The following is a 17,359-nucleotide window of genomic DNA, read 5'->3' as shown; positions in this document are numbered from 1 at the left end:
GCCGGTCACGCTAACGCACTCACCTGCCCGGCTGAAGTGGCTGGTGAGGCCGGTAGGTCACGCGGCCGTCGACCACCACCACGTCGACCTCGACGGGAGCTCCGGTGTGCTCGCCCATCGGTGCCAGCACCAGCGGTGCGGTGCCCGTGCCCTGGTGGATCATCAAGGTCGTGCCCAGCCGGGTGGCGATCAGGTGGCCGAGCAGGTCGCGCGCGTTCCCCGCGCCGGTGTTCTCGTTCGCGTCGGGGTGCAGCGCCCAGTTGGCGTTCTCGACGAGCGCACCGGTCAGGTGTCCGGTGTGAGCCGGCCTGAACGAGGTGAAGTCCGCGACCGCCCGGCTCACCGCCGCGGTGGTGGCGGCCTGGTTCAGCACCTGCGCGCGCAGGGCTGCCGGGTCCTGGCGCACCACCTCCGCGACCGCCGCGTACAGGCCGTCCGAGGTGACGGGCGGGGGAGCGGGCCGGTTGAGCACGTCGAACGCCAGGTGCCGCAGGTGCCGCCGCGTGCTGCTGACGTGTTCCTCGTACTCGCTGAGCCGGCTCGACGGGGCGGCCTCCGCCACCTCGGGCTGTTCGGGTCCTCCGGAACCGGTCGGCGCGACCTGGCCGTCGGCGTCGGCGAGCGGTGGCACCGGGTCGGCGAGCGGTGGCACGGGGTCGGCGAGCGGTGGCACCGGGTCGACGCGCGGTGGCACCGGGTCGGCGAGCACCAGGGACGCCGACCGGCCAGGGCTGAACCGGACCAGCGGTTCCTCGGTCACGTGCCTGTTGACGATCGTGTCGAAGATCTTCCGGTCGAAGTCGGTGGCCGGGTCCCAGTACAGGTGTGCTCCGTGCTGGACCCCCACGTTGCGGTTGACCAGCAGGAAGACCATGCTCTCGTAGTCCTCCTCGCCGAGCCGGTTGCCCTCCGGGTCGTACATGCCGTACATGTCGGCGTCACCGGTCACCCAGATGAGGTCGCCCCGCGAGTTCGACCCGTGGACGACACCGTCGATGACCTTGAACTTGCCCTCCTGCTCGTACTGCTCCATCGTGCCGATCAGCTCGGCGAACTCGGCGGTGCGCTCGTGGAAGCGCTTGGCGACCTTGTCCCGCATCGCCGGGTCGACGCCGGAGAGGTCCGGGTCCGGGTCCGGCTGGAAGAACCCGACGAGCCCGACGTGCTCCGCGTCGGCACCGAGCAGCACGTCGGCCTGGTTGATGGTCTTCGCCTTGATGTCCTTGGGCTTCGGCATCGCGCCGTCGTGGAGCCAGCGAACGGAGTCCGGGTTCGTGGGACGGACGTCCAGCACGATGTTGAAGCGGTCGACGAAGTTCTGGAACCGCTCCTGGTTGCGCTTGGGGATGCCGAACTCCCCTTCGAGCCGGTCAGGGGTGAGCGGCGCGGCGTCGTCCGGAACCCGCCACTGCACGGAGTCCCGCGGTTGCGCGGGACGCGGCGCGGCGGACGTCTTGGCGTCGATCTCGTCGAAGAGGTCCTCGACGAACGGCTTGCCGAGGTCCGGTTCCGGCAGCTGCGGCTCGACCGGCTGACCCGGGGTCGTCCGCTCGCCCGCACCACCGGCACGGCTGGACCCGGTTGCGTCCTGGTCCGCCGGGGGGCCGGTGAGCGCGCTGCTGACCGCCGCGGCGCCGGCTTCCTGCTCCGGCGTCGTTGTCGCGCCGGGTTCGGTGGTCTTGCGTGGTGGTTCGGATGGGCCGGCGTGCGGGTTGTCGGGCACGGTTTGCGGCTCGGCCTCGATCTCGGCCTCGGGTTTTTGCTCCGGTGTCGTCGCCACGCCGGGTTCGGTGGTCTCGCGTGGCGGTTCGCTTGGGCCGGCGTGCGGGTTGTCGGTGGTGTCAGGAGTCGACGTGGCTGGTGGTGCCTCGTTCGTCTTGGGGTCCGTGGTCGCGGCTTCGGGCTCGTTGTGGAGCACGGTCTGCGGCTCAGCTTCGACCTCGACCTCGACCTCGACCTCGACCTCGGCCTCGGCGGAAGCGGTCGTTGCCGCGCCGGGTTCGGTGGTCTCGCGTCGCGGTTCGCTTGGGCCGGCGTGCGGGTTGTCGGTGGTGTCAGGAGTCGACGTGGCTGGTGGTGCCTCGTTCGTCCTGGGGTCCGTGGTCGCAGCCTCGGACTCGTTGCTCAGCACGGCCTGCGGCTCAGCCTCGACCTCGACCTCGGCCTCGGCGGAAGCGGTCGTCGGGTGCACGGTGGGGCTCGGCGTCGTGGGCTGGACATCCGCGGGGCCCGTGACCACCGTGGTCTGTCGCGGAAGTGACGCCTCGGCGTTGCTGCGGGTGGCCGGTGCGGCGACCTGAGGACTGGGTGTGCCCGTCTCCGCACGGCTGCGACTGCCCCCGCTGCCCGCAGACGACTCCGCGGGCGGCGAAGGCGGCGTGGGCAGCGGCTTCTGGCTCGCACCCGCCGCGGTGTTGGTGACGTCGGCGGGTGGGGTATTGGTGGCCGCGCCGGTGGGAGGCGTGTTCGTGGTCGTGTCGCGGGCAGGTGTGTTCGTAGTCGCGTTGCCGGGAGGCGTGTCCGTGGTCGTGTCGCGGCCAGGCGTGCCCGTGGTCGCGTTGCCGGGAGGCGTGCTCGTGCTCGCGTCGCCAGGTGACGCGGACGGGGCCGGCGGGGCGGACGGGCCCGACGGTGCGGGCGGCGCCGACGGTGCGGGCGGCGCGGGTGGCGGGGTCGAGTTGTAGAGGTCGACCTGGCGGTCCGCCTCCGCCTTCGCGTCCCACCACTTCTTCTGCTCCGCGTCCGCGGCCCTGCGGGCGTCGTCGAGCTTGGTCTCCGCTTCCTTGATCTTGTTCTCGGCCGCGGTGCGCTCGGCCGAGAGCGCCTTGTGGGCTTCCTCGGCGGTGGTGCGGGCGGTTTCGGCGTCGGCGACGGCCTTCTGCTGCGCCTGGAGCTCCGCACGGGCGTCGACGGCGGCCTTGCGTTGCACGTCGAGCTGCGCGTGGGCGTCGGTGAGCTGCTGCTGGGCGTCGGTCAACGCGGTGTGCGCCGCGTCGGCCTCCTGGCCCAGCCGGTCCAGCTCGGCCTTCGGCGCTCCGCTGATCTGGGCGTCGTCCAGGGCGTCCTTGGTCGTGAGCGCGTCCTGGCTGAGCGACGAGATCTGCGGCGTCAGGTCCTGGATCGCCGCGCGGGTCTGCGCGACGTCCGCCACGGCGGTGTCGAACGCCGTCTGCCGCGTCCGGAGCTCGGCCTCGGCGTTGACGTGGTTCTCGATCGCCGTGTTCAGCTTCGTCGCGGCGTCACCCAGCGGCTGGTCGGTCCTCGCCAGCACCGCGGCCGCGGAGTTGATGACCTCCTGGGCCTCGTGCCGGGCCTCGTCGACCTTCTTCTCCGCCTCGCGCCAGTCGTCGGCCGTCTTCTTGACCTCGGTCTGGGCGTCCTTCAGCGAGTCGCTGAAGTTCTGGTTCAGCATCGACTCGACCTCGGTGGCGGGCATGCGCACGCCGGCCGAGCCGGGCACCGTCAGGTCGACGACGCCGGTCTTGCCGCCGACCGTCGCGACGACGCGGTACTCGACGTCGAACTGCACGAGACCGGTGCGCGACGGGTCCTTGGGCTTCACACCGCCGCCCTGCGCCTGCGCCGGGCCGCCGGAGACCGCGGACGACTCCTCGTTCGCGTGCCTCAGCTCGACGCCACCGGAGCCGACGTTGACGGTGTCCGCGGGGTCGCCCTGCTTGACCGCCGCGCTGCCCTGGGCGAGGCCCACGGCCACGTCAGAGGAGTCGGCGACCTTGGCCTCGCTGGAGACGTCGGTCGTCTTGGTGATCAGCGGGGTCTCGATCTTGACGCCGTCGCTGAGCGAGCCCAGCTGCGGGTTCACGAGCTTCGCGTAGACCTTGACGTCGGCGTCCTGGCCGAACGTCAGCGCCGCCTCCTTGAGGCCGGGCACGTCGAGCGGTCCGGACAGCATCGCGGGCAGGTGCGGCTGCAGGTTCTCCGGGCTGAGGGTCGAGAGCAGGCTGTTGAGCGAGCCCGTGCCCTTGCCGGTGAGGCCCTTGCCCGCGCCGGCCTCCGTCATCGCCTTCACGGCGGCGTCGCGCAGGTCGCCCGCGCCGCGCAGGTTCTCCACCGACGCGGTCGCCGGCAGCTGGGTGGCCCGGCTGTCCTGCTGGAACGCGTAGGTCGCGTCCGGCGTGCCGAACTCGCTGCCACGCCTGCTCGCCGCCGACATGTAGGGCTGCGGGGCGCCGCGACCGGTCGTCGGCGCCGAGACCTTCTGGTTGTCCGCGTGCGTGCGGACGACCATGTCCTGCTCGGCGCTGTGGACCTTCGCGACCTCCTTGGCGCCCTTCTCCACGACGAGCTCGAACTCGACCGGCACGGTGTAGCGCGCCGCCGGACCGCTCGCCGTGCGGTTGTGACCGAACGCCGTGCTGGTCGAGGTCGTCACCGACGTGCTCTCGGCGGAGCCGACGTTCGCGATCGCGCTGAGACCCGCGGTGCCGGAGACGTTCGGGTTCGCGCTCCCCGGCGCGGCGAGGCCGGGCGCCCGCAGGCCGAGGCCCCAGCCGGTGCCGCGGCCCTCGCCGTCGCCGTCCTTGCGGGAGCCGCCGTCGTTGTGGGACATGTCGACGCCGTCGTTGACGACCTGGTCGAACTTCGGCTCGCCCGTCTTCGCCCGCAGCGTGACCTGGTAGGAGTCCTTGCCGAACGTGCCGGGCTGGTGGACCAGCAGCGGCACGCCGCCGTCCAGGGCGCTGTCGATCATCGCCTTGACGCTCGACGGCGAGTTGAGGTCGACGATGCGCTGCAGGTTGCTCATCGAGTCCTTGAGCACCGAGTCCGGGATCAGCGGGGCGCTGCCGAACTTCTTGGTGTTCGTGGACAGCTTCGTCGTGAGCTCGTTGACCGCCGCGGAGAGGTCGGGGACCTTCTCCACGTTGGACAGCCCGAGCGCGCCGGGCTCGCCCGGAGCCACCGTCGACGGCGGCGCCATCTTCGGGAACTCGGGCTTGGGGACGTTCGGCGCCACCTTCGGCAGCACGCCCATCTCCCGCGCGACGTCCTCGGACACCCGCACGAAGACGGACTTCGGCAGGTCCACCTTCACGCCCTCGGCGTTCGGCGTGCCGCCGTGCACGAAGTTCTCGGCGCGGCTCTCACCGACGATCGTGAACTCGGCGTCGACCTGGACCAGCACGGTCCTGGCGTCGTCCGGTGTGGTCCGGCCGCGGTCGACGTTGCCGCCGATCTCGTTCGACGTGGTCTTGTTGTCCGACCACGGCGTCCACCTGCCGGTGACCGCGACACCGCCGGACCCGCTGGGGTTCGACGGCTGACCGGCGGGCGGCGGGGTGACGTTGGGACGCACCGGGACGTTGATGCCGGCGACGAGGTCGACCGACCGGCTCGTCGTGGACGACCCACCGGCCTTGTACCCACCGCTGACCGAGTTGTCGGTGCCGGTGGCGTCCGAGATGGACACCAGCTTCGCCGCACCGAGCTTGACCGACATGCCGATCGCGCCGGAGCGGTCGGTGACACGGCGGTCGTACTTGAGGCCCTGCTCCTGCACACCGGTCTCGATGAGCCGCTGCAGGTTCGCCTTGATGTTCTCCGGGGCGAACATCTTGTCGATCTGCGCCCGTGACGCCGTGCCCGGCGTGGTGAGCGCCGAGTCGCCCTTGGCCGCGCGGTTGAGCGCGTCGATCGCCTGGTCCCGCAGCTCCGTCGTGTTGGCGACCGCCTCCACGTTGAGGAACTCCGGCGACTTCTGCCGGGCTTCTCCCGGGTTCAGCAGGTCCTTGACGGTCGGGGAGTTGCCGATCGGCGTGGCCTTCGGATCACCCGGCTTGAAACCGTCACCGGGGTCGTCCTTCAGCGTCGAGGAGTCCGACACCCACAGGTTGACCTTGCCGTCGATCTTGCTCAGGCCGGCGCCGGTCTTGGCGACGGTCTTCACGTCCGGCGCGTGCTGCCCGGGCGCGCCCGGCACGATCGTGCGGACCCACGTCCGGGGCCGCGTGAACGTGGTGATCTCGACCTCGAACTCCACGTCGCCCTGGAACACCTGCGCGTCCGCGCTGCCGGGGTTCGACGAGGTGGCGCTCACCGCCGGTCCCGCAGAGGTCTTGTCCGTCCACGAGTGGCTGTAGGACACACCGGCCTGCGGCATCGGGGTCAGCGAGGCGACGCCGGTCTTCACCGGGATGTTGGCCCTGCCGGTGATGCCGCCGCTCCAGCCCTTGGTGGTGCTGGTGTTGGCGTCGAGCTTCGGGCCGGTGGTCGTGGAGTCGCTGACCGGGTGCCCATCGGCCTTGCCGAGGTGCTTCGGGTTGGTCAGCTTCGCCTTGACCGTGACGTTGACGTAGGTGTTCGTCGTCTTGCCGGAGTTCTTCAGCTGCACCTGGACGCCCGGACCGAGCAGGCTGTCCATGTTCGCCTTCAGCGCGGCCGGGGACAGGCTGGCGTCCAGCTTGCGCTGGTTCGCGAGCTGCACGGCCACGTCACCGAAACCCTGGCCCTTGCTGGAGCGGGGGTTCGCGGCCGGGTTGTTCCACTTCGGCAGGAACTTCTCGAACCCGGGCAGCTCGCGCAGCTTCGTCTCGACCTGGTTCTGCACCTGCGTCGCGGGCACGAACTCGCCCACCTTGGCGTTGCCCGCGGCGAGCGTGTCAGCGACGTAGGGCGGCAGGAACCTGGTGTCCGCGGTCGCCGGGTCGGTCGTGGAGTTGCGGGTGCCGTCCGGGGTCGGCAGGCCTGCCGCACCGGCCTCGCCCAGACCCATGCGCATGTGGGTCGTGACCTCCATGGTCACCGGCTTGCCCGCGGGTCCCTGGACCTCGACCTCGGCGGTGACCTCGTACAGACCGGTCTCGGCCTTGACCCCGATGCCGGACTTGCGGCTGGAGCTCGTCCCCGCGTTGACGCCCTCCGCGGTGCGCGCGGAGTACCCGCCGGTCGCGCCGACGGTGCCGCCGACCTGGCCGGGGACACCGATGTTGCCCCCGAAGCCTGCGGTGACGTCGAACCCGGTCTTGCTGGCCGCGGACACGCTGCTGCCCCAGGAGAAGGTGTCCTTGAGGTCCAGCGCCGCGTCGGCGTGCGTGCCGACGAGCTTCGCGTCCTTGAGCGTCGCCTTCATCTGCACCGCGGCGCCCTTGCCGGCGTGCGGGCTGATGAGGTCCGGCGAGGTGACGAAGCCGCCGAGCATGGCGGGCAGGTTGTTGCGGATCGAGGTCGGGCTCAGGAAGTTCTGCAGCGCCTCGCGCCCCGGCGAACCGATCTTGGTGATCGACGGGTGCAGGTTCTCCGCGACGTCGTTGAACAGCTTCCCGGAGTCCTTGACCACCACGGCTTCCGGCACGACGTTCTCCGCCTTGACGCCCCACGCCGCGTCGGACGGCGTGACCGCCGCGGAGGACTTGCCGGAGTCGACGATCGTGCTGAGGTCCGTCGGCACCTGCAGCGTCACGTCGGGGCCGGTGCTGAGCGTCGAGAACAGCGTGGGGTTGCCCGACGCGTCGTACAGCGTGATCTCGTACGAGACCGGCACGGTGATCTTCTTGGACCCGGAGTCCGATCCCTTGATCGCACGCTGCTCGGTGACGGAGGTGCTGGTGGCCTGCGACACCGCGGGTGTCGCGAGCGCGGCCTTGCCACCCAGCGAGCCGTACGGTCCCATCGCCACGCCGGCCGTCACCGCACCGCCGACGTCGTTGGACGTCGAGATGCTGTTCGTCGTCGTGGACGCGGCGGCGGCCTGGTAGTTCTTGTCGACCTTCGTGGTCGCGGCGTCGGTGGTGCTGCTCCCGTCCGCGTGCATCTCGGCGCGGACGTTCGCCTCGAACCAGGCGTTGCCGATCTTCACCTGGAAGTTGCGGCCGTCGCCGAGGAACGTCTCGAAGTCGTTCTCGATCGCGTTCTTGATGCGGGCGGCGTCGTCGGGCTTCAGCCCGTTGATCTCCCGCACCACCGCGTCCGCGCCGCGCACGTCGGTCGGCACGATCGAGCCGAGCGCCTTGTTGTCCTGGAAGAAGCTCGGCAGGTTCGTGTCCGGGAGCTGGCCGACCGGCTGTGGCGCCATCGTCGTCATCGGGATGACGGGGTTGGGCGTCGGCCTGGGCGGCGCGGGACGGGTGTCCGGTTCGGGCGCGGGACGGGTGTCCGCGTCCTCGTTCTGACGCGTCTCCTGGAGCTCGGTGGTGAAGTCGAGGAAGGCTTCGAGGTGAGCGGTGTTGTGCCCACCCGCCTGCGCGTCCCGGATCTGCTGGTCGACGTGGTTCCGCACGGCCGCGAGGTCGGCGTCGCCGAAGTGCCGCCAGGCCGGCGCGTCCACGTCGGCCGGCAGCTGCAGCGCGTGCGTGGTGAGAGCGGCGTCGCGGTTGTTCGTGAGCTGGTCGACCCGCTGCTGGTAGTACTCGACCTGGCGGTCCGCTGCCGCCCGCCTGGCCGCCTGCTCGTCGAGCATCGCCTGGGTCTTGAGGCGGTCGGGCACCAGGTCCGATGCGTTCCACCGGTCGCGGGCCGTCTTCATCTCGTCGAGGCGCTGCTCGGCGATCTGCGTGCGCTGGTCGTGGATCGCGGGCGGGCCCGCCTGCCGGGACACCTCGATCATGTGCTCGATCGCCGCCGAGCGCGCGGCGTCACGGCCGTACGTCTGCTGCAGGTCCCGCAGCGCCGCGGTGTCCAGGCCGTACAGCGACGCCTCGAACGACCGCTGCGGCGTGCCCTCGTGGACGGGGCCGAAGCCACCGGGCACGACGAGGTCCATGTCCGGGGCCGCGGACCGTGCCGACGGGTCCTGCATGAACGGCCGCGGCTCGGCCGCGGGGGCGGCCTGCTCCTGCCGGGCCTCGACCGGCGGGGCGGTGTCGCTGTCCCGCGCGTCGGTGTCCGAACCAGCTGACGAGGAGTCGTCCGATCGGACGGACGCCGAGTCGTCCACCTCGGCCGTCGGCGTGTCGGGCCGGGACGGCACCGGCGTGTCGGGCCGGGACGGCGACGGCGTCTCCATCATCCGGATTTCCCGGATCTGGTCGTACAGGCGGTCGAGCTCCGGGGTCGGGAGACCGCCGATGCGCGCGTCACGGATCAGGTCGGTGACGCGGTTCTCGATGATCTCGGCGTCGGCCGGTGTCACCGCCTGCCACTCGGGTGCCGTCGTGTCGGCGGGCAGGTTGAGCGCGTAGGTGGTCAGCGCGTCGGTGCGGTCGTACTGCAGCCGCATGAGCTCCTGGTCGAGCTGGCGCGCATGGTCGGTGAGCCGCTGCTGCTCCGCCTGCCGCTGCGCCTGGTCCGTGCGCATCAGCTCGGACTTGAACACGTCCGGCAGGGCGTCGGTGGTCCGCTTGAGGTCACGGGCCTCCTCGCGGGTCTGGCGGATCTCGCTCTGCAGGTCCCGCAGGTGCTGCTGGAGGCCGCCTTCCTTGTGGGCGATCTCCTGGTAGCGGGACATCTGCTCGATCTCGAACGAGCGGTCCGGGTGGGTGCTGTGCTGCGCGGCCAGATCGGCGAGCTCGGCCTGCGACTTCCCGTACAGCGAGGCCCGGAACGCCGCGTGCTCGTGCCGCGGGGTCAGCACGCGGTTGTCCGGCCGCGCGTCCACGTCGGACTGCGCATCGGCGTCGGACCGCGCGTCGACATCCGACTGCGTGTCGAAACCGGGAGCGCTGTGAATGCTTGCGGTGTCCCGCTGCGTGCGTTGCTCTTCGAGAGCGCGGGCGAGCTGGCGTACTTGGAACTCGCGAGTCCTGACCCCGAGATCGCGCAGGCGTTCCGCACGCGCATCGAGCTCGGCGTTGAACCGCTCCAACCGCTGCATCGTCGCCTGCAGCTGCGCGTACTTCTCCGCGGCCTTCTCGAAGCGGTTGCCGTAGTCGGGATCATTCGTGAACGCCAGGTTGCGCTCTGCCTGCTGCACCAGGGCTTCGGCTTGGGCGATCTTCTGGTCGAAGTCGACGGAGGTGTCGACCTCGTGCCCGAGCATCTGGTTCAGGAAGCCCTGGACACCCGTGGTCGACGACTTGCCGTCGCGGTAGTTCTGCAACGCCTCCTTGGCGTCCTCCAACTGGGCGCTCAGGCCGTCCAGGCCACGCGTGGAGGCGTGGTTGATCACGATGCGCACGTCCGCCTCGTTGCGCACCCGCTCCTGCAACACCTTCAGGTCCGAGGCGTCGAACCCGGCGTTCTCGGCCGCCGTGATCTGCGCGGTCAGCTGGTTGTCGAGCCGGGGGAGCACGTCAGCGGGGACGTGTTCGAGCTTGTCCGCGTTCGGTCCCGCGACGAACTTGTCGATGAGGTGCGTGGTGCCCAGCGCGGGCCCCTGCGCGGCAATGGTCTCGATCTGGCTGTTGGTGCTGTCGAGGAGGTCGGTGAGGGTTTTGACCTGCGCGTCGATCTGCGCCAGCTGTGCGGTGTGCTGCGGCGTCTTCCACAGGCTGGGCCGGCGGGGTGCCTGGGACTTCACCTCCGCGATGCGGTTCTCGAGGGTCGAGGCCCGTTCCCGCAGGGCGTTCACGAACGCCTGCGGGCCACCGGGGTGCGCGGCCGCGCGCTTGACGAGCTGGACCGTCTGCGCGGCCTTGTAGAGACCCTCGTCCTGGCGGCCCTTGTAGAGATCGGCGATGGTCTGGTTGACCTCCGCCGAGGACTTGCCCGCGAGCCACGCCTCCATGCCGGCGCGGACCTCCTGGGCCGACGGGGCACCGAGCGCACCGAAGGTGCCGTTCTGCGAGCTGATCTGCACCTGCGTCGCGCCGCCCGGGCCGTGCACGGTCTGCACGCCGTTGTTGTCGACGACGAGCTGCACGTCCAACGCCTGCGCGATCGACGCCGGCAGGTGGGAGCCGACGTGGGAGTCGGCCCACGACGGCGTCTGCAGCGCCTTGTCCACCAGGTCGGCGGGCGACGGCAACGCGCCGTTCGCTTTCAGCTGCTGGGTCAGGTGGTTGATCACCTCGACGTCGCCGGGGTTCGTGCCGGCGGCCTTGGGACCGGCGTTCACGACGTCCCAGCGCCTCGACGACCCGTTCGCCAGGTCGTCGGCGAGGTTCGCCCGCCACTGGTCGGCCTTGGCGTCGGAGGTGAGGCCGGGGAGGTTCGGCTCCAGGTCGGGGTGGAACTTCGCCAGGGTCTCCTGGCTGACCTGGTTCGCCACCCACTTCGCCAGAGCGGGCGGGGTCAGACCGGAGTGGTTGTGGTTGCGCGGGTTCTGCCGGACATCGCCGAGCACTGTGTCCACAGTGGACTTGACGTCGGTGGAACCGACCAGCGGCGAGGCGTTCGGGACCGGCGCGTTCTGGAACGCCGCACTGCGCAGCACCGACTCGACCAGACCGACGCGGTCCAGGTTCGGCAGGTGCGTCTGGTTCGGACGGGCGGCGGCGGCGTCGACAGCGACGTCGACGTCGCTGTCCGAGTCGAAGAACCGGCCGGGCATGGTCGCCGGCCTGGTTTCGAGGTCGAGGTCGGTGTCGAGGCTCGAATCCGAGTCCGTCTTGGTGTCGACGGTGCCGTCGGTGCCGGGCGTGGACACCGGGCCGTCGCTCGACGGTGGCTTGGGCGTCCAGCCCGCGGGCGGCGGCACGGTGGCGGGACCGGGCGGTTCCAGCCTCGTGTCCGGGACCATGACCTGGCTGTTCGCGGTGCGTTCGATCAGCCAGAGGTGACGGGGCAGGATGCCGGGGTCGGGCAGGTGGACGGCGGAGCCCATGAGGCCGCCGTCGTTCTCGTGCACGCCGGAGTTCGTCTCGTGCTGCTGCAGGACCCGGGTCGTGTCCTTGTACTCGTCCGGGATGCCGAGGTAGTGCAGGGTTTCGTGGGCCAGGACCTCGGGACTGGTGTCGGGGTTCCAGTGGTCCTGGTTGACCTTCGGGTCGTTCGGGTCGACCTGGACGGTGGTGTGGGCGTCGGCCTTGTTGTCGGTGAACTCCAGGTTGACGTGGAACTGGTCGCCGCTGGGCAGCCGGAAACCCTGGTTGAGCAGGTTGTTGACGCCGTTGGTGGCGTTGTCCCTGATCTGCGCGAGCTGTTCGGCGGTGGTCTTGCCGGTTGGTTCGAGGTGGACCTTGACGGTGTATTCCTGCACGAACTTGCCGGGGCTGGTCTCGATGCGGCGCAGGTCGTAGTTGATCAGGCCCTTGTAGGCCTCGATCTTCGACGGCGTGCTGTCGGTGCGCACGTCGCGGACGTCGAGGTCGACGGTGCGGACGTCGGTGTCGTTGCGGCGATCGGCCCACGTGCTGCGGTCGGCCGGGCTGTCCGGTTCGGACCACTCCGCGGTCCGGGCGGGGTCGTGCCGCCATGACTCGTCGGACAGCACGTCCTTGCCCTGGTGCGACTCCGGGGTGGGCGGCGTCATCCGCGGCGGCGCGCCACCGCCGCGGACCTTCTTCGGCTCCGTGGAAGTCTCCGGAGCAGCACCGGGCGTGTTCGTCCCCGCACCGCCCTGACTGCTCTCCGCCGCGGACGGCTTCGCGGGCAGCGGAGGCGGCGTGGGCACGGACTTCCCACTGCCGTCCGCTGTGGTGTTCGTGGCCGTGCCGGCGGATGACGTGGACGGGACCGGCGGCACACCGCCGTCGCGGCCCTGCCCCGGGACTCCGGTGTTGGCCGGAGCAGGCCTGAGTGCGTTCGTGTCCGCACCGCCACGGCTGCTCTCCGCCGCGAACGCCTCCGCGGGCAGCGGGGGCAGCGGTTTCTCCCTGATGTCCGCCGCGGTGTTCGTGGCGTCGGCAACGGGGACGTCGCGGGGGGCCGACTGTCGATCGGCAGTCGTGGTGTCCGGGATGACCACTTCCGCGCGGACGTTGCGGCGATCGGTTTTGGGGTTCTTCGAGTCCGGAGGGACCTCGCGACCGTGCGAGATCGGATCGACGCGGATCTGCCCGGCGTCCAGCCGCCGCTCGGGCGGCACGTCGCGTTGCAGCTCGTCCAGCAGACGCGCGACCTCGGACCTGGTCCACGCGGCGGCCACATCAGCGCGTTGCTGACTTGCCGCGTCGCTGTTGAGGAGGTTGTTGCTGTAGCCGTGCAACTGGATCTCAGGCAGGGGCATTCCGTTGCGATGCCGCCACAGCGCCGCTTCGACCGTCTGCTGTGCCAGACCGGTCAGCATGCTGTTCGCGTTCCCGGGCAGCTTCTGCGCGCCGGCCGCGACCTGCTCCGCGTCCAGGTTCTTGGCGTCGCCCATCGGCACCTGGTAGCTCGTCGTGATCTGGTGCGATGTCGCGACGGCCACCAGCGGGTTCGCCAGCTGCATCTGCACGTCCGGATCGTCGACGTGGCCCCACTTGTCGAAGAACGACTGGCCGGGCTGCTTGCTGTAGTCGTTGAAGAACCACATCTCACCCGGCTGCGGCAGCTGAGGTCCCGCGATCTTGTTGATCGCCAGCCGCGCCTGGAACGTGGCCTGGTTCAGCGTGGTCTCCGCGCTCTGGCGATCGCCGCCCTGGACCGAGGGGTCGGCGAGGGCCGCACGGCTGTCCTGGATCTTCGTGAGCGCCTCGACGAGCATGAGCTCCGCGTCCACCGTCCCCGGTGGCTGCTTGCGAAGTTCCGCCTCGATACCGGGAAGTTCGTGTTGGTGCCTGCGCAGGTTCTCACCGATCGCCTGGTTCAGCAGCTCCTTGCGGTAACCGCCCTGCCGAACGGTTTCGACGCTGATCTGCATGTCGTCCGCGGCGCTGTTCACCACGACCGAACCGAGGTGGTAGCCCCACACCTGCGGAAGTTGCTGCCCGTCACCCGTGCGGGTGTAGTTCAGACCGTAGTTGGCGCCAGCCGGATCGGGGGCCGCGATCGACTGGATCATGTACGCCTCGCCCGGCTTGGCCCAGGCGAACTGGTTGACACCCAGCTGTTCGGCCGCCTCGTCGAGCTTGGCCCGCTGCTCGGTGCCCGGCATCAGCGCGGAGCCGTACTGAGCACCCACCGGCGGTGGGTTCGTCGAGGGGGCGACCATGGCGTCGGCCACCTGCTGCGGGGTGAGCGTGGTGGACGGTGACGAGGGTTGCCTCGCCGCGTGGGCGAGCGCGAAGGCCATCTCGTGCATTCCGTTGAACTGCAGCGGACCGCCGTTGCCGACCTTGGCGACGACCGGCGCACCATCCGGTGGCCGCATGACCGCCTGGCTGTGCGTGCCACCGATGATGCCTTGGGAGAACTCGCTGCACACTCCGGGCGGCCTGCTCGCGAAGTGCGGCTTGACCATGAGCAGCGTTGTGTCCCCATGACGCACCGTGTTGCCGGGTGCCACCTTCAGTTCGAGCTTGCTGCCCACCTCCTTCAACCGCGCCTGAGCGTCCGCGATCACCTCCGGTGTCGCGTAGAACTCCCTGAACTGGTTGCCGCCACGAGCAAGCGGCAGAGCGAGGCTGTTGTCCGAGGAGAACATCATCTCCGGCTTCGCCGCCACGCCCGTCTCCACCACCGGCACCACGGACGGGAACTGACCCGGACGCGGTTCCAGCACCACCTTCGTGCCCTGCCAGACGAACTGCGGCTCGACGCCGTCACTGGCGAACTCGTAGTCCCGCGTCGTCACCGGGCCGGTGTAGTCGTCGATGATCGAGTCGAGCAGGTCGTAGGCCGATTCGCGGTTGGCGAGGTGGTCCACCATCGCGTCGTGGTCCGGGCCGGCGATGCCCTCCGCCACGGCGATGTCGTGGTCGTAGCCGATCACTATGTCCCCGTAGTCGGCCAACGCCTGCGGGTCTGCGGAGCCCATCTGCGGGTTGTGCCTCGTGGGGCGGCTGAAGTTGATGGGAGCCGGCGTCTGCGGCTGTGCAGGGCCCATCTGCGGGTTGTGCCTCGTCGGGCGGCTGAAGTTGATGGGAGCCGCCGTCTGCTGCTCCACGGGACCCGTCTGCGGGTTTTGCCTCGTGGGGCGGCTGAAGTTGATCGGCGCCGGGACCTGTTGTCCCGCGGGACCCGCCTCCGGGTTCTGCGGCGTCGGGCGGCTGAAGTTGACCGGTGCACGACGGGGCTGCGCGTCCTCGGGCCTGCCGCGTCCGGAGTCGGTGGCGGGATTCGGGGTCGGGGTCACGGCCGCGGCAGGAGTTGGAGTCACGCCGGTGGGAGGCGGGGGAGCCGGTCGCGTCTGTGCGGGTGGCGGCGTGGTCGTCGGAGCGCTGGTCTCGGGCTTCGGCGTGGTCGCAGCCGGCGGGGTGTTGACCGGCGGGGTGTTGACCGGCGGTGCGCTGGTCGGTGGTGCCGGACGGGTCTGCGCGGGCGGTGCGTCGGAACGCGGCGGCTGTGCGGCCGGGGTGGCGTCCGGGCGCGGCGACGGCGCGTTGGTGTTGGGCGCGGGCGACGCCGGCGGGGACGACACGGGCGGCGTGCCCGGCCGGGACTGGGCGGGCGGCGCGGTGTTCGGGTTCGCCGCCGGGGAAGCGGACGGCGTGCTGGAGGGAGGCGGGGTCGTCGGCGTCGGCTTCGGTGCCGGAGGCGGCGTCGAGGGCGACGTTCCCGGTGCCTTGGTGATGGTGTTGTCGGGCGTGGGGGCCTTGGGCGCGTCGAACACGCCCTTCGAACCGCTGATCGGAACCTTGCTGCCGCCGCGTTCACCGCCGGTCGCGCCGGGGGTTCCGCCTGGTGCCATCGGCGGGGCCACGGGGGGTGCGCCCGCAGCGGGAGACGTCACGCTCGGAGCCGTGCCGCCACGCGAACCCGTGCTCTGCGGTGGGGTGCTGACGGCGCTCTGCGAGCCGGGGGTGTTGCCGGGGTCCTTGTAGCCGGGCGCGGACGGCGTGAACGCCGCGGGAGCCTTGGCGCCGCCACCGGGGTTCGCGCTGCCACCGGGGTTCGCTCCGCCCGGAGTCGAACCTCCAGGGGTGGAGCCGGGCGTCGAACCGGGCGTCAGCGGGATGTTGGCGTTGGGCTTCGGCGCCGGCGGCGGGGTCGAGGGTGACGTTCCCGGTGCCTTGGTGATGGTGTTGTCGGGCGTGGAGGGCTTGGGCGCGTCGAACACGCCCTTCTGACCGCTGATCGGAACCTTGCTGCCACCGCGCTCGCCGCCGGTCGCACCCGGCATCGCGCCACCCGCCGGCGGGGCCATGCCGGGCGCCATCGGGGGAGGCGTCGCGCCGCCGCGCGGAGGTGACGTCACCGCGCCCTGCGAGCCGGGAACGCCCGTGGACGGCTTGGTGCCCGCCGCGCCACCGGGGTCCTTGTAGCCGGGCGCGGACGGCGTGAACGCCGCGGGGGTCTTCGCGCCGCCGCCGGGGGTGGAGCCGCCGGGCGTGGAGCCACCCTTGGTCCCGCTGCCGCCGGGAGTGGAGCCGGGGGTCGCGCCAGGCGTCGCACCGCCCTTGCCGCCGGCGCTGCCGGGAGCGGAGGGCGTGAAGGCCGCAGGGCTCTTGACGCCGGACCCGCCGCCCTTCGAACCGGAGGCGCCGGGAGCACCGGGCGTGCCACCGACGACCGGCGGCGCACCGGCCGCGGGACCGCCCGGCGACTTGCCGAGGCTCGGCGTGAAGTTCGCGCCGCCCTTGGGGCCTTGCGTGGGGCTGACCTTGCCGCCGCCGGCCGGCGTGGGGCCGACGCTGGGCGTGAAACCCGCGCCGCCGCCCTTGGGGCCCTGGGTGGGGCTGACCTTGCTGCCACCCGCCGGAGTGGCGCCGGCGGTCGGCGTGAAGCCGGCACCGCCCTTGGGACCCTGGACGTCGCCGACCTTGCCGCCGCCCGGTGCCGAGCCGGGGGTGGGCGTGAAGTTCGCGCCGCCCTTGGGGGCCTGGGTGGGGGAGACCTTGCCGCCGCCGCCCTGCGAGTTGGGGGTGGAGCCGGGGTTGGCGCCGCCGCCCTTGGGACCCTGGACGTCGCCGACCTTGCCACCACCCGGTGCCGAGCCGAGGGTGGGCGTGAAGTTCGCGCCCCCCTTGGGACCCTGGGTGGGGGTGACCTTGCCGCCGCCCTGCGGGCCGGGGGTGGAACTGGGGTTGACGCCACCGCCCTTGACCGTGCCGGGACCGGACACCTTCGGGCCGCTCTGCCCGTTCGGGCCCGGCGTGGAGCTGCCGCCTCCCTTGACCGACCCCGGGTCGCTGACCTTGCCACCCGACGTGCTCGGACCGGAGGGCGGCGGCGCGGTCGTGCCGGCCGGCGGCTTCGCGTTGGTGCTCGTGTCGATCGAGCGGAGGTTGGAGCTCTGGTTGGTGTCCGTCGTGGTCGACGTCTGGTGCGTGGCCTTCAGGCCGGACTGGACGTCGGTGAACGCCTTGGCGCCCCTGTCCGCCTGCGCGACCGCGTTGTCGTTGGACGCGTTGAGCGCGGGCACCGCGAACAGGCCGATGGGGCCGAGCGCGTTGCCGCTGAAGCTCAGGCCGCGCAGGCCGCTCGAGATGCTCGCCAGGCGGGACCCGAGGTCGCCTGCCTTGTTCTGCAACCCCTGCATCGAGGAGTCGCTCATGGAGTAACC

General features: G+C 71.2%; 1 protein-coding gene. It reads right to left on the bottom strand.

Annotated elements, in window-relative coordinates; all coding sequences use genetic code 11:
- Positions 1-19 precede the first annotated feature (19 nt).
- Positions 20-17,350 (bottom strand): hypothetical protein, encoded by a 17,331-nt coding sequence (locus tag ACZ7CD_RS25595; protein ID WP_470379822.1) that lies wholly within the window; start codon positions 17,348-17,350, stop codon positions 20-22.
- Between the last annotated feature and the right edge of the window lie 9 nt (positions 17,351-17,359).

The sequence above is a fragment of the Lentzea sp. NPDC036949 genome (assembly GCF_055608075.1).
The sequence above is the reverse complement of the archived record's forward strand: the minus strand, read 5'-3'. Positions and strand labels throughout refer to the sequence as shown.

Excerpts from the sequence above, each read along its gene's own strand:
- ACZ7CD_RS25595 (WP_470379822.1), bottom strand. The coding sequence starts at position 17,350 with ATGAGCGACTCCTCGATGCAGGGGTTGCAGAACAAGGCAGGCGACCTC.